General features: G+C 68.0%; 17 protein-coding genes. 3 read left to right on the top strand and 14 right to left on the bottom strand.

Features of this window, described 5'->3' with window-relative positions:
* Positions 1-252: 252 nt before the first annotated feature.
* Entirely contained in the window at positions 253-1,914 is a 1,662-nt protein-coding gene (locus tag Sp245p_RS10620; protein WP_158310392.1) for a methyl-accepting chemotaxis protein, read from the top strand.
* 23 nt (positions 1,915-1,937) lie between these two features.
* Here Sp245p_RS10620 and mrdA read toward each other — a convergent pair whose 3' ends face one another.
* The 5 genes from mrdA to Sp245p_RS10645 form a co-directional block, all read right to left on the bottom strand.
* A complete protein-coding gene (gene mrdA / locus Sp245p_RS10625) occupies positions 1,938-3,815 on the bottom strand; it encodes a penicillin-binding protein 2 (protein WP_014240003.1) in 1,878 nt (625 codons plus the stop codon).
* 55 nt (positions 3,816-3,870) lie between these two features.
* Positions 3,871-4,383, bottom strand: coding sequence for a rod shape-determining protein MreD (gene mreD, locus Sp245p_RS10630; protein ID WP_014240002.1), 513 nt, complete (start codon positions 4,381-4,383; stop codon positions 3,871-3,873).
* Complete coding sequence (gene mreC / locus Sp245p_RS10635) at positions 4,380-5,249, bottom strand: rod shape-determining protein MreC (RefSeq protein ID WP_014240001.1); 870 nt, start codon at positions 5,247-5,249, stop codon at positions 4,380-4,382. Before mreC ends, mreD begins: the two co-directional genes overlap by 4 nt.
* 90 nt (positions 5,250-5,339) lie before the next feature.
* Positions 5,340-6,380, bottom strand: coding sequence for a rod shape-determining protein (locus Sp245p_RS10640; RefSeq protein ID WP_014240000.1), 1,041 nt, complete (start codon positions 6,378-6,380; stop codon positions 5,340-5,342).
* Between the two features lie 465 nt (positions 6,381-6,845).
* A complete protein-coding gene (locus tag Sp245p_RS10645; RefSeq protein ID WP_014239998.1) occupies positions 6,846-7,388 on the bottom strand; it encodes a TIGR00645 family protein in 543 nt (180 codons plus the stop codon).
* Positions 7,389-7,571: 183 nt separating this feature from the next.
* Between Sp245p_RS10645 and phoU the strand changes: the two genes are divergently transcribed.
* Positions 7,572-8,276 carry a phosphate signaling complex protein PhoU gene (gene phoU, locus Sp245p_RS10650; RefSeq protein ID WP_014239997.1) on the top strand — a complete coding sequence of 235 codons (705 nt, stop codon included), beginning with the start codon at positions 7,572-7,574 and terminating at the stop codon, positions 8,274-8,276.
* A 176-nt stretch (positions 8,277-8,452) separates the two neighbouring features.
* Here the strand turns inward: phoU and ilvC are convergent, their stop codons facing one another.
* From ilvC to Sp245p_RS10680, 6 genes are all read right to left on the bottom strand, one after another.
* Positions 8,453-9,472, bottom strand: coding sequence for a ketol-acid reductoisomerase (gene ilvC, locus Sp245p_RS10655; RefSeq protein ID WP_014239996.1), 1,020 nt, complete (start codon positions 9,470-9,472; stop codon positions 8,453-8,455).
* A 175-nt stretch (positions 9,473-9,647) separates the two neighbouring features.
* On the bottom strand, positions 9,648-10,154 hold the full coding sequence (ilvN, locus tag Sp245p_RS10660) for an acetolactate synthase small subunit (protein ID WP_014239995.1): 507 nt from the start codon (positions 10,152-10,154) through the stop codon (positions 9,648-9,650).
* Between the two features lie 50 nt (positions 10,155-10,204).
* Positions 10,205-11,968, bottom strand: a complete 1,764-nt coding sequence (locus Sp245p_RS10665) for an acetolactate synthase 3 large subunit (protein ID WP_014239994.1) — start codon at positions 11,966-11,968, stop codon at positions 10,205-10,207.
* Positions 11,969-12,272: 304 nt separating this feature from the next.
* Entirely contained in the window at positions 12,273-13,487 is a 1,215-nt protein-coding gene (locus tag Sp245p_RS10670; RefSeq protein WP_014239993.1) for an aminotransferase-like domain-containing protein, read from the bottom strand.
* Positions 13,488-13,505: 18 nt separating this feature from the next.
* Complete coding sequence (gene miaA / locus Sp245p_RS10675; protein WP_014239992.1) at positions 13,506-14,498, bottom strand: tRNA (adenosine(37)-N6)-dimethylallyltransferase MiaA; 993 nt, start codon at positions 14,496-14,498, stop codon at positions 13,506-13,508.
* A 92-nt stretch (positions 14,499-14,590) separates the two neighbouring features.
* Positions 14,591-15,082 (bottom strand): cupredoxin domain-containing protein, encoded by a 492-nt coding sequence (locus Sp245p_RS10680; RefSeq protein WP_014239991.1) that lies wholly within the window; start codon positions 15,080-15,082, stop codon positions 14,591-14,593.
* A 162-nt stretch (positions 15,083-15,244) separates the two neighbouring features.
* On the opposite strand from Sp245p_RS10680, the gene serB reads away from it, so the two are divergent.
* Positions 15,245-16,156 carry a phosphoserine phosphatase SerB gene (serB, locus tag Sp245p_RS10685; protein WP_014239990.1) on the top strand — a complete coding sequence of 304 codons (912 nt, stop codon included), beginning with the start codon at positions 15,245-15,247 and terminating at the stop codon, positions 16,154-16,156.
* 84 nt (positions 16,157-16,240) lie between these two features.
* Here the strand turns inward: serB and Sp245p_RS10690 are convergent, their stop codons facing one another.
* From Sp245p_RS10690 to hflC, 3 genes are all read right to left on the bottom strand, one after another.
* Positions 16,241-17,770: a DegQ family serine endoprotease gene (locus Sp245p_RS10690; RefSeq protein ID WP_014239989.1), complete on the bottom strand. Its 1,530-nt coding sequence runs from the start codon at positions 17,768-17,770 to the stop codon at positions 16,241-16,243.
* A 257-nt stretch (positions 17,771-18,027) separates the two neighbouring features.
* Positions 18,028-18,216: a DUF2065 domain-containing protein gene (locus Sp245p_RS10695; protein WP_014239988.1), complete on the bottom strand. Its 189-nt coding sequence runs from the start codon at positions 18,214-18,216 to the stop codon at positions 18,028-18,030.
* Between the two features lie 121 nt (positions 18,217-18,337).
* Positions 18,338-19,285 carry a protease modulator HflC gene (gene hflC / locus Sp245p_RS10700; RefSeq protein WP_014239987.1) on the bottom strand — a complete coding sequence of 316 codons (948 nt, stop codon included), beginning with the start codon at positions 19,283-19,285 and terminating at the stop codon, positions 18,338-18,340.
* Position 19,286: the final 1 nt, after the last annotated feature.

Here is a 19,286-nt window from a genome sequence, read left to right on the forward strand (position 1 = left end):
CCGCCCACCCAGATTTTAATCCTTCGAAAAACAAGCCGGCGGGCCATCGGTTCCTGAACGATGTCGCGGCGCAAAACCGCATGTCACATTCAGATGATAAATGTTTGGATATAAAATAGGTAAGAGACTTACACACCCATGTATGCAGTCGAGGGTCTCCGTTCGATACCTGCCATGGCGCATCCAATCCGCCATGTCAAAAAAGAGAGAACCGCCATGCTTCTAAGCAACTTCAAGATATCCACGAAAATCTTGTCCATCATCATCTTGCTGGGAGCCATCTGCGCGGGCATCACGGCGACGTCGGTTTCCGGATTGGACGCGCTGAGCCGCGCCACCGACGAGATCAAGGCTTCCGGCGATGACATGAGGGTCGGCGCGCGGCTGAATCGCTTGGTGGTCGAACTGCTCCGCGACGAATACCGCCTTGCCGCCAACCCGGCCGATCTGCCGGTGGTCCTGCCCTCCATCACGACGGGCCGCGAAACGCTGTCCACGAACCTCACGAGGGTCAAGGAAACCGCCGACCCCGAGCAGAAGCGCCTGCTGGCAGACTTCGAAGCGGCGCTGTCGCTCTACAAGGCCCAATTGGAGCAGACTCTGGCCGTCGCCCGTCAGATCAACGCGAAGGGCGCCGTCGGATTCCATCAGGACATTCTCTCTTCGGTCGAGAACAGCGCCGTCGCCGCGCGGAAGCTCCAGGATCTGAGCGTCAAATACACCGCCTACACCGACGACAAGGCGGCACGGCTGTCCGACGACGCCTCCCAACTGGCGGAGCGGCGGGCCGTCCAGCTCATCGCGGCGGCCGTGGTCGGCATTCTCGTCGGGCTGCTGCTGGGCTGGCTGATGTCGCAGTTCGGCATCGTCCGCCCGGTGACCGCCATCGTCGCCTGCCTGCGCGGGCTGGCCGACGGCAAGCTGGACACCGAGGTGTACGGCACCGACCGCAAGGATGAAGTCGGCGCGATCGCGGCCACCGCCGACGTGTTCAAGCGCAACCTGCTCCACAGCCGCGCGATGGAGCGCGAGGCCAAGGAGGCGGAGGCCCGGTCCCAGGCGGAGAAGCGCGCGTCGATGCTCGCGCTGGCTGGCCGCTTCGAATCGCAGGTGGGCGTCATCGTCAACGACGTCGGCGGCGCTGCGACGGAGCTTCAGGCCACCGCGGCGCAGCTCGCCTCCGCGGTCGAGGAGGTCGGCGCCCAATGCAACGCCGTGGCCGGCGCGTCGGAGGAGGCCAGCGCCAACGTGCAGACCGTCGCCTCGGCGTCGGAGGAGATGTCCGCCTCCATCCACGAACTGGCCGAGCGCGTGACCCGCGCCGCGGCCCGCTCCAAGGCCGCGGCGGAGGGGGCCAATCTGGCCCAGACCCAGCTCGATTCCCTGTCCGCCGCCATCGAGCAGGTCGACCAGATCGTCGCCTCGATCAACGCCGTCGCCGCCCAGACCAATCTGCTGGCGCTGAACGCGACCATCGAGGCCGCCCGCGCCGGGGAGGCCGGCAAGGGCTTCGCGGTGGTGGCGAGCGAAGTGAAGAATCTCGCCAACCAGACCCACGCGATGACCGAGCAGATCGGCAACCAGATCGCCGCGGTGAAGAACGCCTCCGGCCGGACGGTGGACGCCATGCGTGCCATCATCACCCAGGTCGAGGACATCGACCGCTCCACCGCGGAGATGGCCGCCTCCGTCGAGCAGCAGAGCGCGGCGACCGGCGAGATCAGCCGCAACGCCCAGCAGGCCGCCAACGGCACCGCGGAAGTGTCCAGCAACGTCGCCGGCATCCAGCAGGCGGAGTCGGAAACCAGCGCCGCCACCCACAGCGTGAAGGAGGCGGCCGACCAGCTGGCCGAACGCGCATCGAGCCTGAAGCGCGAGGTGGATCAGTTCCTGTCCGAAGTGCGCGCGGCCTGATCGGCCGCGCGTCTCCAAAGCCCCTAGCCCCGGGTGCCGCCCGGCGGCGGGGGCGGCGGGGCGCTTTCCGCCACGGCGGCGCGGCCCGGATCGCGCTTCTGGCATTCCAGCAGGATGTCGCGCGCGATCGGCGCCGCCGCGGTGGACCCGCCGCCGCCATGCTCAACGAACACCGCGCAGGCGTAGCGCGGGGAACTGACCGGCGCGTAGGAGATGAACAACGCGTGGTCGCGCTCCCGCCAGGGCAGGTCCTCGTTCTTCTTCACGCCGGTGCTGCGCTCCGCCATGGTGATGCGGCGGACCTGGGCGGAGCCGGTCTTGCCGGCCATCTCATAGCCGGGTTCGGTGATGCGCGACTTGTAGGCGGTGCCGTTCGGCGCGTTGGTCACCTCGTAGAGGCCGCGCAGGACGAGGTCGAGGTTCTCCTTCTTCACCCCGATCGGCGGCCAGCTCGTCTGCTCGCCCGACAGCGCCTTGATCTGCTTGGTCAGGTGGGGCTTCACCGCGAAGCCGCCGTTGGCCAGCCGCGCCGTCATGGCGACGAGCTGCATCGGCGTGGACAGCACATAGCCCTGCCCGATCGCCGCGATCAGCGTCTCGCCCTGCGCCCAGGGCTTGCCCAGGGCGCCCTTCTTCCAGTCAATGGAGGGGATCAGGCCCGGCCGCTCGTGCGGCAGGTCCAGCCCGGTCAACTGCCCCATGTCGAAGCGGTTGGCCATCTCGGCGATGCGGTCGATGCCGATGCGCCGCGACACGTCGTAGAACCACACGTCGCAGGAATGGCGCAGCGCCCCCACCACGTCCACCGTGCCGTGCCCGCCCTTCTTCCAGCAATGGAAGCGGTGGTCGCCGAGGTCCATGTGGCCCGGGCAGAACACCGAGTGGTTGCGGCTGATCAAGCCGGACTCCAGCGCCGCCAGGGCCACCACCGGCTTGAAGGTCGAGCCCGGCGGGTATTGCCCGGCCACCGCCTTGTTGTTGAGCGGAGTCGCCTGGTTGGACAGCAGCTCCTCCCACAGCTCGGCGCTGATGCCCATGGTGAACTGGTTGGGGTCGTAGCTGGGGTGGGAGCACAGGGCGTAGATGCCGCCGGTGTGCACGTCCATCACCACGCAGGAGGCGCTGACCTCCTGCGCCAGCCGCTGCTGCACGAATTTCTGCAACCCGATGTCGATGGTCAGCTGGACCTCGCGGCCCGGCTGTCCCTCGTCGCGCGACAGCTCGCGGATGACGCGCCCGACGGCGTTGACCTCGAGCTGGCTGGTGCCCGCCGTGCCGCGCAGCGCCTTCTCGTGATACTTCTCCATCCCGGCCTTGCCGATGCGGAAGCCGGGCAGCGACAGCACGGGGTCGCCGTTCAGCTCCGCCTCCGACACCGCGCCGACATAGCCCAGGATGTGGGCGGTCGCCTCCGCCTCCGGGTAATGGCGGATCTCGCCGACCTCGATGGCGACGCCGGGCAGGTCCGGCGTGTTCATCTCGATGGTGGCGACCTGTTCCCAGGTCAGGTTCTCGCGCACGGTGACCGGCACGAAGCGGCGCTTGCGGTGCAGCTCGCGCATCACGCGGCGGCGGTCGCCGTCGGTCAGCGGGACGATCTTGGAGATCTTGTCGAGCGTGTCCTGGATGTTGCGCGTGCGCTCCGACACCACGACGACGCGGTAGTTCTGCTGGTTCACCGCCAGCGGCGCGCCGAACCGGTCGACGATGGTGCCGCGCGACGGGGCGACCAGCCGCAGGCTGATGCGGTTCTCCTCCGCCAGCATGGTGAAGCGCGCGGATTCCACCACCTGCAGGTAATAGAGCCGCCCGACCAGAGCGGACAGACCGGCGAGCTTCAGCCCGCCCAGCACGGCGGCGCGGCGGGTCAGCAGGCGGTAGCGGTCGGTGTCGCGGTCCATCGCAGTCAAAGGCTCACATCCCCTGCCAGATCATCCTTGCCCTCACGCCCGCCGATCACCCCTGCAGAAACGCCCGGTGGACGCGGATCAGCATCCAGGCGATCGCCGGGAAGAAGGCCATGGTCAGCAGCGCCTGGAACAGCGCCGGCCGGAACGGCAGCACCGTTGCCTGAAGCGCCGAAAAGGCCAGCCACTGGATGCAGGCCACGCCCATCATGACCAGACCGAAGCCGAACCACATCAGGGCGAAGGTGCTGGACACCAGCACGCGCCGCTGGCTGGACACCGCCCAATGGACGAGCACCAGCACCAGAGCGTTCACCCCCAGCGGTCCGCCGGTCAGCAGGTCCTGCAGCAAACCGATCAGGAAGGCGGTGCCCGGCCCCATCAGATCGGGCCGGTGGATCGCCCAATAATAGACGGCGACGGCGGTCAGGAAAGGCGCCACCGACGCATAGCCGGGCAGCGGGACCGGGATCATCCCGGCCAGCGCCAGCATGACCGTCACCGCGAACGGAGCGAGATTCCGCCCCGTCTTGTCCAGCCGCTGCCACAGGGTCAGCGTCATTTCGACTCGGACGACGGTTCCGTCTCGCTTCCCGGCAGGGTGAACTCGACCAGCTGCAGGTGCTCCACCCGCGACAGGTCGACGTTCGGCTGCACCCGGACGCCACGTTCACCGGCCGAGGACACCACGCCCACCGGCAGGCCCGGCGGGAACTGCCCGCCGTGACCGGAGGTCACCACCCGCTCGCCCACCTGCACCGGCGCTTCCGGCGGCAGGTAGAGCAGCCGTGTCTGGTCGGAATTGTCGCCCGCCATCACCGCCCGCTGGCGCGAGCGCTCCAGAACCACGGGGATGCGGGTGTTGATGTCGGTCAGCAGGAGGACGCGGGCCGACCATTCCCCGACCTCGATCACCCGGCCGACCAGTCCGCTGCCGGCGATGGCCGCCTGCCCCTTGCGCACCCCATCGCGGCGGCCGGCGGTGACCACCAGCGTGCGCAGGAAGGAGCTGCCGGGAGCGGCAATGACCCGCGCCGTGATGAAGGAGGAGGACGGCTCCGGCGTCGCCTTGAGAAGGGAGCGCAGGCTGATGTTCTCCGCCTCCAGCCGCAGCGCCGCCTGCTTCCACTGCAGCAGCCGCGCGTTCTCCGCCTTCAGCCGCTGGTTCTCCTCGAAGGCGTTCTGCACCTCGACCACCGACTCCACGACATGGGCGGCGGTGGCGGCGGGGCGGGAGATCGCGTCGAGGATTGGGGCGAAGGCGTCGGTCACCCGGGCGCGCGCGCTGTCCACCGACAGCGCGTCGATCCGGCCCACCATCATCAGGGCGACGGAGGCGAGCACCAGCAACAGGAAGGAGAAGCGCTGGGCGAGCGCCCGCAGCGGGGCGGCAAGGCGCACGACGGAACCGGAATTGCGAGGCTTCACAGGATCATCCCGTCCAGGTACGCGATCCGCCCCCGGCTACGCCGGCGAATGGACGAACCACCGGGGGAACCCAACCGAGCAATACACCAATCAGTAGGCGCTGACCAAGACGTTTCGCAGCGTCTTCATCTCCTCCAGCGCCCGCCCGGTGCCCAGCGCGACGCAGGACAGCGGGTCGTCGGCGATCGACACCGGCAGGCCGGTGGCGTGGCGCAGGACGAAGTCCAGGTTGCCCAGCAGGGCGCCGCCGCCGGTCAGCACGATGCCCTTGTCCACGATGTCCGCGGCCAGTTCCGGTGCCGTGTGCTCCAGCGCGACCTTCACCGCCTCGACGATGGCCGACACCGGCTCCGCCAGGGATTCGGCGATCTGCCGCTCGGAAATGATGAGTTCCTTGGGCACGCCGTTCATCAGGTCGCGGCCCTTGATCTCCAGGATCCGGCCCTCGCCGTCTTCCGGCGGGCAGGCCGAGCCGATTTCCTTCTTGATCCGCTCCGCCGAGCCTTCGCCGACCAGCAGATTGTGGGTGCGGCGGATGTAGCCGATGATGGCCTCGTCCATCTTGTCGCCGCCCACGCGGACCGAGCGGGAATAGACGATGCCGCCCAGCGACAGCACGGCCACCTCGGTGGTGCCGCCGCCGATGTCCACGACCATGGAACCGGTCGGCTCCGTCACCGGAAGCCCGGCGCCGATCGCGGCGGCCATCGGCTCCTCGATCAGGAAGACGCGGCGGGCGCCGGCGGCCTCCGCCGATTCCTGGATCGCGCGGCGCTCGACGGCGGTGGAGCCCGACGGCACGCAGATGATGACCTGCGGGCTGGCGAAGCTGCGCCGGTTGTGCACCTTGCGGATGAAGTGCTTGATCATCTCCTCGGCGACTTCGAAGTCGGCGATGACGCCGTCGCGGAGGGGGCGGATGGCCTGGATGTTGCCGGGCGTGCGGCCCAGCATCATCTTCGCCTCGTCGCCGACGGCCAGCACCTGCTTCTTGCCGCGGACGTTGGCGATGGCCACGACCGAGGGTTCGTTCAGAACGATGCCGCGGCCCTTGACATAGACCAGGGTGTTGGCCGTCCCCAAATCGATCGCCATGTCGGCGGAAAGCACGCCGAGGAGTTTGGAAAGCATGGACCCGACTAACTCTTCAATGCGGTTGAGACGGCCTTGCCGGCGATGTGCCCGCTCCGGTGCGGAGGGCCACGCCCGCCAACGGTTCCATAGACGAATGCCCCTTCGCGCTCAAGCGGAGAGTGCAACCGGCACGCCTTGCCGAGCCCTGTTGCCGGCGCCCGTGGGGCGGTCGCCGGCGCCGGTCCGGCGCTCTGGTCGATGGGAGGCGGTCCTTGAGGCAAGGCCGGTCCCGGCGGAATGTCCAGTCCCCGAAGTGCTGGCGGAACGCCGTCCTCCGGTGCCCGCCACACTGCCGCGTCAGGGTTAATTTTCCGTCAACAGGAGGCGGAAACCTCCGGCGTCCGGCCAAACCGCCCCGCTCGCGGCGGGGGTATCCTTAGGCTGATTCCCAACCCGCCGCAACGGCTTTGTGTCGGGTTTGAAACCGCTCCGGCGCCTCGGTGCCGCCCCATTCCGGCGGCCTCAATGATGGTCGGATTTCGCCGCGGCCGCGGCCTTGCCGTGCGCTCCGTGATGGCTCCCCTCCAGCCGGTCCATCAGGGCCAGTAGCACGCCCGACACCACGAAGGTCATGTGGACGATGACCATCCACATCAGGTTCTCCTTGCTGGTGTTGTCAATGTTCATGAAGCTCTTCAGCAGGTGGATTCCGGAGATCGCCACGATGGAGGCGATCAGCTTCAGCTTCAGCCCGCCGAAGTCGACCTTGCCCATCCAGTCCGGACGGTCCTTGTGGTCGGCCACGTCGATCTTCGACACGAAGTTCTCGTATCCCGAAAAGATCACCATCAGCAGCAGGTTGCCGGCCAGCGACAGGTCGATCAGGGTCAGCACGGCCAGCAGCACGTCCTTCTCCTGCATCTCCAGCACATGCGGGACGATGTGGAAGATCTCCTGGGTGAACTTCGCCAGCAGGAGCACCAGCGACACGACGAGCCCGAGATAGAAGGGGGCGAGAAGCCAGCGGCTGGCGAAGATGATCTGTTCGAAACGGCGTTCGATCATGACGGTCGGCGTCCGTGAATGGTCATAAGGGGTAGGAGCGCCGGACTCTTGCCATTTCGCACATGCGAAATCAACCGTTCCCATGCCGCGCCCGCCATGTCGCCCTGTGGCGAGAGCACTGGCCTGCGGGGCTGCGAAACGGTAACGTTCCCGGCCGTCCGCCGCACCGATAAGGCCAGTCCCATGAAGCACCCCGCCCCGCACATCGTCACCGCGTTCGAAGACGCCATGAAGCGGCTGAAGGCCAGCATCGTGCAGATGGCGGGCGCCGCGGAAACCCAGCTCGACGGCGCGCTGACCTGCCTGACCCAGCGCAACCCCGAGCAGGCCCGCGCCATCGTCGAGTCCGACGCACGCCTCGACAGCTACGAGCATGAGATCGAGGCGAACTGCATGCGCATGCTGGTGCTTCGCCAGCCGGTGGCCGACGACCTGCGCGAGGTGATCGCCGCCCTGAAGATCGCCGGCAACCTGGAGCGGGTGGGCGACCACGCCGCAAACACCGCCCGCCGCGCCGTCGCCGTGGCGGAGTTTCCCGAGTCCCCGGCGATGAGCACCCTGCCCAATCTGGGCCGCCTCGTGCGCCAACGCCTGACCACGGCGGTGGACGCCTATGTGGACGGGGACGTCGAGCTGGCGCTGCGCGTCTGGCGCACCGACGACGAGGTGGACGCGCTCTACACCAGCCTGTGCGAGAGCATCAACCAGTCGGCGGCCCGCCTGCCGGAGATGTTCACCGCCCACATGCACCTGCTGTTCATCGCCAAGAGCCTGGAGCGCATCGGCGACCACGCGACCAACATCGCGGAGGTGGTGCATTTCGTGCACACCGGCCGGCCGCTGCTCGACGAGCGTCCGAAGGCGGACCGCTCGCGGGGGGATGTGTGAGCGTGCTGCGGCGCTTGCCCCCACCCTGACCCTCCCCCGCTTCGCAGGGGAGGGAATTTTCTCCTCCCCTTGCGAAGCGGGGGGAGGTTGGGAGGGGGGCAAACCACTGCGGAACTCTCCACAAACGAAAAAGCGCGCCTCGCGGCGCGCTTTTCCATGTCCAGTCCAGGAACCGATCAGTTCTTGGACTTGTCGACCAGACGGCGCTCGGCGATCCACGGCATCATGGCGCGCAGCTTCTCGCCGACCTGCTCGATCGAATGCTCGGCGTTGCGGCGGCGGGTCGCCTTGAAGGACGGCTGGCCGGCCTTGCACTCCAGCATCCAGTCGCGGACGAAGCGGCCGGTCTGGATGTCCTCCAGAACGCGCTTCATCTCGGCCTTGGTCTCCGGGGTGATGATGCGCGGGCCGGTCTTGTAGTCGCCGTACTCGGCGGTGTTGGAGATCGAGTAGCGCATGTTGGCCATGCCGCCCTCATACATGAGGTCGACGATCAGCTTCACCTCGTGCAGGCACTCGAAATAGGCCATCTCCGGGGCGTAGCCGGCCTCGGTCAGCGTCTCGTAGCCGGCCTTGATCAGCTCGGTCAGGCCGCCGCAGAGCACGGCCTGCTCGCCGAACAGGTCGGTCTCGCACTCTTCCTTGAAGGTCGTCTCGATGATGCCGGCGCGGCCGCCACCGATGGCCGAGGCGTAGGACAGGGCGATGTCCAGCCCGTTGCCCGAGGCGTTCTGGTGCACGGCCACGAGGCAGGGCACGCCGCCGCCGCGCTGGTATTCGCCGCGGACGGTGTGGCCGGGGCCCTTCGGCGCGATCATGAACACGTCGAGGTCGGCGCGCGGCTCGATCAGGTTGAAGTGCACGTTCAGGCCGTGCGCGAAGGCCAGGGCGGCGCCTTCCTTCAGGTTCTTGGCGAGGTCGTCGCGGTACAGGTCAGCCTGCAGCTCGTCCGGGGTGAGGATCATCACCACGTCGGCCCAGGCGGCGGCCTCGCCCGGAGCCATGACCGTGAAGCCGGCGGCCTCAGCCTTCTTGATGGTGGCCGAACCCGGGCGGAGGGCGATGCGCACGTCCTTCACACCGCTGTCACGCAGGTTGTTGGCGTGGGCGTGGCCCTGGCTGCCGTAGCCGACGATGACGACCTTCTTCCCCTTGATCAGGTTCACGTCGGCATCACGATCATAATAGACGCGCATGGTGGTCTTCCTTGGATTTTTCGATCTGGTGGTGCGAGTTTTGCGCAGCGGAATTACTCCACCGGCGAAAGGGCCGCGTCAAGCACAAGACTGTTCGGCAGACCTGCAAAAGGACGGCGGGCTGGGTCGCCTCCCTGTCATGGGTGGCGTCATAGCCCGCCGTTTCGGGCCGGGATCAGAACCCGGTGGCTCCCTTCGACATGGCGACGACGCCGGTCCGGCTGGCCTCGACGAGGCCGAGCTGGGCCATCAGCCCGACGAAGTCATCGACCTCCGCCGTCGTGCCGGTCAGTTCGAACACGAAGGAGGTCAGGGTGGCGTCCACGACCTTCGCCTTGAAGATGTCGGCCAGGCGCAGCGCCTCGATGCGGCGCTCTCCGGTGCCGGCCACCTTGACCAGCGCCAGTTCGCGCTCCACCGACGGCCCCTCGTCCGTCAGGTCGTGCACCTTGTGCACCGGCACGAGGCGGTCGAGCTGGGCCTTGATCTGCTCCACCACCATGCGGGTGCCGGAGGTGACCAGGGTGATGCGCGACAGGTGGTCGGCGTTGTTCACCTCCGCCACCGTCAGGCTTTCAATGTTGTAGCCGCGGCCCGAAAACAGGCCGATGACGCGGGCCAGCACGCCCGGCTCGTTGTCCACCAGCACGGCGATGGTGTGCTTCTCGATCTTCTCTTCCACGATCCGTACTCCGCCAGAGGGCCTTCAACCGTTCGTCTTGGTCGCCGCGATCAGACCAGCACCATGCCGTCTTCCGGCGTGGCGTCGGACGGGCTGTCCTCCGGACCGAACAGGATTTCGTTGTGGGCCTTGCCGCCGGGGATCATCGGGAAGCAGTTCTCCTTCGGGTCCACGGCGATGTCGATGATGCAGGGGCGGTCGGTGACGGCCAGCATCTTCTCGATGACCTCGTCCACCTCGGCCACCGTGGTCGCGCGCAGGCCGACGCAGCCCCAGCTTTCCGCCAGCTTCACGAAGTCGGGCAGCGCCTCGGAGTAGCTGTTGGAGTAGCGGGAGCCGTGCAGCAGCTCCTGCCACTGGCGCACCATGCCCATGTACTTGTTGTTCAGGATGAAGATCTTGACCGGGGCGCGGTACTGCACCGCCGTGCCGATCTCCTGCATGTTCATCAGGAAGGACGCCTCGCCCGACACGTCCACCACGATGGCGTCGGGGTGGGCGAGCTGCGCGCCGATGGCCGCCGGCAGGCCGTAGCCCATGGTGCCCAGGCCGCCGGAGGTCATCCAGCGGTTCGGCTCGTCGAAGGGCAGGAACTGGGCGGCCCACATCTGGTGCTGGCCGACCTCGGTCGTCACGTAATGGTTCTTGCCGCGCAGCGCCTCGCGCAGCCGCTCCAGCGCGTACTGCGGCTTGATGACCGCCTCGGTGCGGTTGTAGTTCAGGCAGTTGCGGGCGCGCCAGCCCTCGACCTGACCCCACCACTCCTTCAGGGCGGTCTGGTCGGCACGCTTCTGGCGGGCCTTCCAGATGCGGATCATGTCTTCCAGAACGGCGCCGGCGTCACCGACGATGGGGATGTCCACCGCGACGTTCTTGTTGATCGAGCTGGGGTCGATGTCGACGTGGATCTTCTTCGAGCCCGGCGCGAACTCCGACAGCTTGCCGGTCACGCGGTCGTCGAAGCGGGCGCCGATGTTGATCATCACGTCGCAGTTGTACATGGCGAGGTTCGCCTCGTACGTGCCGTGCATGCCCAGCATGCCCAGCCACTGCGGGTCCGACGCCGGGAAGGCGCCCAGCCCCATCAGGGTCGAGGTGATCGGGAAGCCGGTCATCTTCACGAACTGGGTCAGCAGCTTCGCCGCGATCGGGCCGGCGTTCACCACGCCGCCGCCGGTGTAGAAGATCGGGCGCTTGGCGGTGGCGATCAGCTCGATGGCCTCCTCCACCCGGGCGATCTCGGGCTTCACCTGCGGGCGGTAGGTCTTGTGCTTGACCTCGGTCGGCGGGATGTAGGTGCCGTCGGCGAACTGCACGTCCTTCGGGATGTCGACCAGCACCGGGCCGGGACGGCCGCTGCGCGCCACGTAGAAGGCCTCGTGCATGGTGCGGGCCAGCTGGTTGACGTCCTTCACCAGATAATTGTGCTTGGTGCAGGGGCGCGTGATGCCGGTGGTGTCAGCCTCCTGAAAGGCGTCGTTGCCGATCAGGTGGGTCGGCACCTGCCCCGACAGGCAGACCAGCGGAATGCTGTCGCACAGCGCGTCGAGCAGGCCCGTCACGGCGTTGGTGGCGCCGGGGCCGGAGGTCACCAGCACGCAGCCCACCTTGCCGGTGGAGCGGGCGTAGCCTTCCGCGGCGTGCACGGCGGCCTGCTCGTGCCGGACGAGGATGTGCTTGATGTCGTTCTGCTGGAAGATGGCGTCGTAAATCGGAAGTACCGCGCCGCCCGGATAACCGAAGATGATGTCTACGCCCTGATCCTTCAGGGCCTTGATGACGATCTGCGCGCCGGTCAGCTTCTGTTCGGGCATAGCTCACGACCTTCCAATGGGGGCCCCTCTTTTCACGGGCGGCCCTGTTCCTTCTCAAACCCCGGCGATGGCCTGCTGGGAAAACAAGGGGTTATCCCCAAAGGCGAAGGCCGGGACCGGCAAACTAGACAATCCGTCCGTCTTTGGTCAACCCATTTTGCGAATGATCGAAAAGATTTTTTGCCGCAGTTTTTCCAAATATTTCGCAAGCTGGAAAGACCGCCCTCCCCGCAAAGCCGCCCGCACACGCGAACGGCCTGCCCCGCGGGTGCGGAGGCAGGCCGTTGCGCGGGGGCTGGCGGAGTTAAGCCGCGACGGTCTGAAGCAGGCCGCAGAGGCGGCGGATGCCTTCGCGGATGCGCTCCGGGTTGTTGTTGGAGAAGCTGAGGCGCAACGTGTTCTTGCCCGAGCGGTCGGCGTGGAAGGCCGAGCCGGGGACGAAGGCGACGTTGGCGTCCTTGATGGCACGGGCCAGCAGGTCCACCCCGTCGGTGCCCTCCGGCAGCTCGATCCAGACGAACATGCCGCCTTCCGGCTTGGTCCAGGTCACCCCGGCCGGGGCGAACTCGGACAGCGCGGTCAGCATGGCGTCGCGGCGCTCCTTGTAGCCGGCGCGCAGGCGGCGGATGTGGCTGTCGAAGTTCTGCGACACCACGTCGTGCAGCACGATCTGGTTGATGGTGCTGGTGTGCAGGTCGCCGGCCTGCTTCATCAGGACCAGCCGGTTGATGACCTCGGCCGGGCCGTTGATCCAGCCCACGCGCAGCGCCGGCACCATCGTCTTGGAGAAGGAGCCGCAGAAGAGCACGTTGGTGATCTTGCCACCGTTGCGGGCGGCGTCCAGCGCGACCATGGACGGGATCGGCTCGCCCTCATAGCGCAGCTCGGTGTAGGCGGCGTCCTCGACGATCGGCACGCCGTGCTTGGCGCAGAGGTCGAGCAGCGCCTCGCGGCGGGCCAGCGAGATCGTCGTGCCGTTGGGGTTCTGGAAGTCGGGGACGAGGTAGAAGAACTTCGGCTTCTGCTCCAGCGCCGCCTCCACCGCGGCGAGGTCCGGCCCCTCGGCGTCGCCGGGAACGGAAAGATACTGCGGCTCGTAGGGCGAGAAGGCCTGGAGCGCGCCGAGATAGGTGGGGCGGGTCACCAGGATCTTCTCGCCCGGCCCGATCAGCAGCTTGCCGACGAACTCCAGCGCCTGCTGCGATCCGCTGGTCACCAGCACCTCGTCCAGCCCGGCCTGGATGCCGCGGCGGCCCAGATAGGCGCAGATCCACTCGCGCAGCGGCGTGAAGCCCTCGCTGATGGTGTATTGAAGCGCGCCGCCGGCCCCGCTGTTGGACTGGAAGATCTTCTCATAGGCGCGGGCAATGGCCGCGGTCGGGAAGAAATCGGGGTCCGGGATGCCCCCGGCGAAGGAGATGATTTCCGGCCGTTCGAGCAGCTTCAGCAGCTCCCGGATTTCCGAAGCTCCCATACCGGCGACGCGACCGGCAAACACGTTTCCCCAATCGACCGTCACTTTCAATCCTCCTGAGGGTCAACGACGCAACGTCGTTTCAAGATAGGTCAGTATTGCTTCACTAAGTGGTCTTGTGTAGAGCGAATTGATCGTATGGCAGCCATGCAGCGCGGAGGCCGGAGGCCGCGCCGCGAGCTGGTGGCGGAACCATGTGACCTGCCGCTTCGCATAGCGGCGCGTCGATTGCTGAGCCAGCGCAATGGCTTCGTCGAGGGTCAGCGCACCGCGCAGATGGTTGCGCAGTTCCGGCACGCCCAGCGCCTTCATCGCCGGCAGGTCGGGATCGAGGCCGAGCGCGTCGAGCCGCCGCACCTCCTCCAGCGCCCCCTGCCCCATCATCACCCGGAAGCGGCGGTCGCAGTTGGCGTAGAGCGCGTCGCGCGGCGGATCGATCACCAGCACAGAGAACAGCAGCCCCTCCGGCGCGCCCTCGGCGCGCTGGGTCTGCCAGTGGGACAACGGATGGCCGGTGGCCTCCAGCACTTCCCAGGCGCGGGTCAGGCGGGTGGTGTCGCCGGGGTTCAGCTTGGCCGAGGCCGGGTCACGGCCCACCAGCTCCGCGCGGAACGCCTCGCCCCCCAGCTCCTGGAGCCGGGCGTGGGCGGCCTTGCGGACCTCGTCGGGGACGGCGGGGACGGCGCTCAAGCCCTCCATCAGCGTGCGCAGGTAGAGGCCGGTGCCACCGACGACGATGGGCAGCCGCCCGGCGGCGTGAGCGGCGGCGATCTCGGCCAGCGCCATGTCGCGCCAGCGCGCGGCGGACCCGCGCTCCGCCGCCGGCAGCACGCCGTAGAGCCGGTGCGGGGCCAGAGCCAGATCCTCCGCCCCCGGACGGGCGGTCAGCACGTCCAAGTCGGCGTAAAGCTGCATGCTGTCGGCGTTGATGACCGTGCCGTTGCGCGCCAGGGCAATGTCGAGCGCCATGCCCGACTTGCCCGAGGCCGTCGGACCGCCGATCACCACCACATGCCGGTGCTGCACATCCCGGTTCCGCGGGCTGTCCTCTGCCATGTCGCCTTGCCTGACGTTCCTCCGGCTACAGCGTATGGCAGGGGAAGGCTCGGCTTGGCAAGGGCGACCGGTGCGGCGACCGGTGCGGGGCCTCAGCGAACCGTGATCGTCCCGGTCATGCCAAAGCTGCTGTGCAGCGGTTCGTGGCAGGCCAAGTCATAGGTTCCGGCCTCGACCGGAACGAACTCCACCACGTCGGCTTGGCCGGCGGGGATTTCCAGATTCACCAGGGCCGGCGTCTCGACGGCGCCTTGCGCGGTGGTGACCCGCCGTACCGCGATGGCTTTGAAGAAGCCTTCGGAGGTGAAGGTGTGCGCGACGGTCCCGCGGTTCTCCAGCGTCAGGCGGTACGGGGTTCCCCGCTCGAAGGCCAGGCGGTCGGGCTGGAACCGGAACTCGTCCAACTGCACGGTCACGGGGCGGGCCTGCGCCCAATCCACCGCCGAGACGCGCGCCGCCACGTCGCCGACATAGCCGGGCGGCGGGCGCTGCGCCAGATCGGTCCCGGCGCCGCATCCGGTCAGGAGGAACAAGGTGAGTGCGAGAATGGGCGGGGTAAGAAGGGTGGCAGGCCGCTGGATCATGGACGAGCCCTCCGGCGATTTGAGCCGAAACGCGGCGGGAGGCTTCCGGGTCCCCGGCGCGGAATGTCTACGACGCTTGGCGGAGTGGGTTGGCGCAAACTCCCGGCTGTGCTAGGGAGCGCGCGCGCCCTTTCCCCCACGGCTCTTCCAGGATCGCCCGCCATGAGCGCTGTCGTTACGCTGATCGCCGCCGCCTCCGCCGTTCTCGACGAGCAGGCCGTGCAGGCCGCCCGCGCGTCCCTGACCGCGCTGGGGGCCGACACCGCCAAGCCGGACTGGCTGGCGCCGGACCGCGCCTGCGACATCGCCGAGGAAGGGCTGGTGCCCGAGCAGGCCGAAGCCGCCGTGCGCCACGCGCTGGCCAATCTTGCGTTGGGCGGCCTTGCCGTGGACGTCATCGCCCAGAAGCCGGGCAGCCGGAAGAAGCGCCTGCTGGTCGCCGACATGGAATCGACGATCATCGAGCAGGAGATGCTGGACGAGTTGGGCGATTACGTCGGGCTGAAGGACCACATCGCCGCGATCACCGCCCGCGCCATGAACGGCGAGATCGACTTCAAGGGCGCGGTGCGCGAGCGGGTCGCCCTGCTCAAGGGCCTGAACGAGAGCGTCGTCGACGAGGTGTGGCAGCGCGCCACCCTGATGCCCGGCGCCAGGACGCTGGTCTCCACCATGCGCGCCAACGGGGCGACCTGCGTGCTGGTCTCCGGCGGCTTCCGCTGCTTCACGGAGCGGGTGCGCCAGTGGGTCGGCTTCGACGACGACCGCGGCAACGTGCTGGAGGTGGTGGACGGCGTCATGACCGGCGCGGTGGTCGAGCCGATCCTCGACAAGGACAGCAAGCTGGAGGCCCTGCTCGCCTACGCCGGGGAGCGCCACGTCCCGACCGTCGAGACGATGGCCGTCGGTGACGGCGCCAACGACCTGCCGATGCTGCTGGCCGCCGGGCTGGGCGTCGCCTTCCACGCCAAACCGACGGTGGCCGCCCAGGCCCGCGCCCGCGTGGACCATGGCGACCTCACCGCCCTGCTGTTCGCCCAGGGCTACAGGATCGGGGAGTTCGTGGAGGGCTGACCACCCACCAACGCACCTCACAAAGCGAAAGGGCACCGGCGGTCTCCCGCCGGTGCCCTTTTCGTTTGGGGACAGCCCCCCGGATCAGCCCTGGCTGAGCGGGATGGCGACGAAGCGCAGGTCGCCGTGACGGTCCACCAGCAGCAGGATGGACTTCTTGCCCTGCTCCTTGGCCTTCTGGATCTTGGACGTCACGTCCTCCGGCTTGCGGACCTCCTCCTGGCCGACCTCGATGATGACGTCGCCGGCGCGGATGCCCTTCTCCGACGCGGTGGAGTTGCCGGCCACCTCGGTCACCACGACGCCCTTCAGCTCGGGCTTGATCTCGAACTGCTGGCGCAGCTCCGGCGTGATGTTGGTCAGCTTCAGGCCCAGCGTCTCGGTCGGCTTCTGGGCCGGGGCCTGCTGCGGCTGGCGGCGCTGCTCCTCCGGATTGGCGGCGAGAAGACCCGATTCCTCGGCGGCCTCAAGCTCGCCCACCTTCACCTGGAGCTGCTGCGACTTGCCCTTGCGCCACACCTCGATCGGGACGGCCTTGTCGATCGGCGTTTCGGCGACGACGCGCGGCAGGCGGCGCATCTCGTTGATTTCCTTGCCGTCGAACTTGGTCACCACGTCGCCCGCCTGGATGCCGGCCTTGGCCGCCGGGCCGTTCGGGGTGATAGAGGCGACCAGTGCGCCCTTGTGGCCCTGCAGGCCCAGGCTCTCGGCGATCTCCGGGGTCACGCCCTGGATGCGCACGCCCAGCCAGCCGCGGCGGGTCTTGCCGTACTCGCGGAGCTGCGCGACCACCTGCTTGGCGAGGTTGGACGGGATGGCGAAGCCGATGCCGACCGAGCCGCCCGACGGCGAAAAGATCGCCGTGTTGATGCCGATGACCTCGCCGTTCAGGTTGAACATCGGGCCGCCGGAGTTGCCGCGGTTGATCGAGGCGTCGGTCTGCAGGAAGTCGTCGTAGGGGCCGGCGTTGATGTCGCGCTGGCGCGCCGAGATGATGCCGGCGGTGACCGAACCGCCCAGGCCGAACGGGTTGCCGATGGCCAGCACCCAGTCGCCCACGCGCATGGCGTCCGAATCGCCGAAGGGCACGGCGACCAGCGGGTGGCTGGTGGTGATCTTCAGCAGGGCGACGTCGGTCTTCGGGTCCTTGCCGATCAGCTCCGCCTTGATGTTGGTGTCGTCCTGCAGAATGACGGTGATCTCGTCGGCGTCCTGGATGACGTGGTTGTTGGTGACCACGTAGCCGTTCTTGGCGTCGATGATGAAGCCGGAGCCGAGCGAGGTCGACTTGCGCGGCTGCTGCGGCTGGTCCTGCTGCTGACGGTCGAAGAAGTCGCGGAAGAATTCCTCGAACGGCGAGCCCGGCGGGAACTGCGGCATCTCAGGACGGGCGCCCTGCTGGCGCTGCGGCACCGCCTGGCTGGTGGAGATGTTGACCACGGCGGGCAGCAGCTTTTCCGACAGGTCGGCGAAGCTGGTCGGCGCCGGGCGCGACTGGGCCATGGCGGGGGTGCCGACGGCGGCGGACAGCCCCAACAGGAGAGCGGCGATCAGCGGCACGACGCGCAGCCGGCGGCCGGATTCGGCGCGGTGGATGGGGTGGTTCGGGTTCAACTCAGCTCTCCCTGCCGGACATCCGGCACCTTCTTGTTCCAATCGGCCATCTGTTCCAATCGGCCCGCGGTTTCATGCGAATCGCGGTCCGAGGGGGCGCTTCACCGATCCGTGTGCCGGATGTAATCCCCGCGCGTCACCGCTTCAAGCAAAGGCGCACGGGTCCCATCCGCCACGGAGGACGCGCGAGTATAGAAGTCGGAGTATGGCCGGAAAATGGCGGCGCGGTCCAGCGACGCGCGCGCGGCAAAAGGGTGTCAGGCGCCGCGCAGAAGCCAGACGAATCCGACGCCGGCCATCGCCGTCACCAGCCCGACGGTGCGCAGCCGGTTCTCCGGCATCGTCAGCGCTTCGACGATCAGACGCCGCATCGCGGACGGGAACAGCGCGTAGAGCACGCCCTCGATCACCAGGACCAGGGCCAGCGCGGTGAGAAAATCCGTCATCGGTCGGGCGGCATTTCCGAGAAGGAAGTCTGGGCGGGAAGACAAAATCGGGGTGGGAGAACGGGAGCCCCCACCCCACCCCCTCCCCCGGGACGGGGGAGGGGGAGACGAGCGCGACGTCTTACTGCTGCTGGGCGGTCGCCGGGGCCGGGGCCCGCTGCGGCACGGCACCGCTGCCCGAGGCCGGCGCCGGCTGGCCGTTGCCGCCACCGGTGATGTCGCCGAAGTAGCGGAAGAACTCGCCGGTCGGGGACAGCACCATGGTGGTGTCGTCCTTGTTCAGCGACTTCCGGTAGGCTTCGAGCGTCCGGTAGAAGCTGTAGAACTGCGGGTCCTGCGACGTCGCCTCGGCGATCATCTTCAACGCTTGGTTGTCGCCTTCACCGCGCAGGATCTGCGAATCGCGCTGCGCCTCGGCCAGGATGACGGTGCGCTCGCGGTCCGCGCGGGAGCGGATCTGCTGCGACTGCTCCTGACCCTGGGCGCGGGCCTCGGCGGCTTCGCGCTCACGCTCCGACCGCATGCGGGCGAAGATCGATTGGCTGGTTTCCTCCGGCAGGTCGGCGCGGCGGATGCGGACATCGACGATCTCGATGCCGAAGCGCTTCGCCTCGTCGTTCACCTGCCCGCGGATGTCGTTCATCACGCGCGGACGCTCGTCCGACAGGATGGCGAGCAGCGTCACGCTGCCGAGAACGCGGCGGAGCGCCGAGTTCACGATGGCGTTCATCCGCGTCTCGGCCACCGCCTCGTTGCCGGCGGTCTGGTAGAAGCGCAGCGGGTCCAGGATGCGGTAGCGCGCGAAGGCGTCCACGTCCAGGCGCTTCTGGTCGGCCAGGATGACCTGCTCCACCGGCGGGTCGAGGTCGAGCACGCGGCGGTCGAGGATGCGGACTTCCTGGATGAAGGGAACCTTGGCCTTCAGGCCGGGTTCGCGGATGACGCGCATCGGCTCGCCGAACTGGAGGACGAGCGCCTGCTGCGCCTCGTTCACCGTGAACAGCGAGGCCGAGGCGAGCACGCCCGCGGCGAGGATGCCGATGCCGGCGACCAACAAAGTGCGGTTCATG

The sequence above is a fragment of the Azospirillum baldaniorum genome (assembly GCF_003119195.2).
GTDB classification, from domain to species: Bacteria; Pseudomonadota; Alphaproteobacteria; order Azospirillales; family Azospirillaceae; genus Azospirillum; species Azospirillum baldaniorum.

What these genes read in the sequence shown, in the direction of transcription:
- miaA (WP_014239992.1), bottom strand. Translation starts at nt 14,498, where the DNA reads ATGGCAGAGGACAGCCCGCGGAACCGGGATGTGCAGCACCGGCATGTG.
- hflC (WP_014239987.1), bottom strand. Translation starts at nt 19,285, where the DNA reads ATGAACCGCACTTTGTTGGTCGCCGGCATCGGCATCCTCGCCGCGGGC.
- Sp245p_RS10665 (WP_014239994.1), bottom strand. Translation starts at nt 11,968, where the DNA reads ATGCCCGAACAGAAGCTGACCGGCGCGCAGATCGTCATCAAGGCCCTG.
- Sp245p_RS10680 (WP_014239991.1), bottom strand. Translation starts at nt 15,082, where the DNA reads ATGATCCAGCGGCCTGCCACCCTTCTTACCCCGCCCATTCTCGCACTC.
- Sp245p_RS10640 (WP_014240000.1), bottom strand. Translation starts at nt 6,380, where the DNA reads ATGCTTTCCAAACTCCTCGGCGTGCTTTCCGCCGACATGGCGATCGAT.
- mreD (WP_014240002.1), bottom strand. Translation starts at nt 4,383, where the DNA reads ATGACGCTGACCCTGTGGCAGCGGCTGGACAAGACGGGGCGGAATCTC.
- phoU (WP_014239997.1), top strand. Translation starts at nt 7,572, where the DNA reads ATGAAGCACCCCGCCCCGCACATCGTCACCGCGTTCGAAGACGCCATG.
- Sp245p_RS10695 (WP_014239988.1), bottom strand. Translation starts at nt 18,216, where the DNA reads ATGACGGATTTTCTCACCGCGCTGGCCCTGGTCCTGGTGATCGAGGGC.
- serB (WP_014239990.1), top strand. Translation starts at nt 15,245, where the DNA reads ATGAGCGCTGTCGTTACGCTGATCGCCGCCGCCTCCGCCGTTCTCGAC.
- ilvC (WP_014239996.1), bottom strand. Translation starts at nt 9,472, where the DNA reads ATGCGCGTCTATTATGATCGTGATGCCGACGTGAACCTGATCAAGGGG.
- mrdA (WP_014240003.1), bottom strand. Translation starts at nt 3,815, where the DNA reads ATGGACCGCGACACCGACCGCTACCGCCTGCTGACCCGCCGCGCCGCC.
- Sp245p_RS10645 (WP_014239998.1), bottom strand. Translation starts at nt 7,388, where the DNA reads ATGATCGAACGCCGTTTCGAACAGATCATCTTCGCCAGCCGCTGGCTT.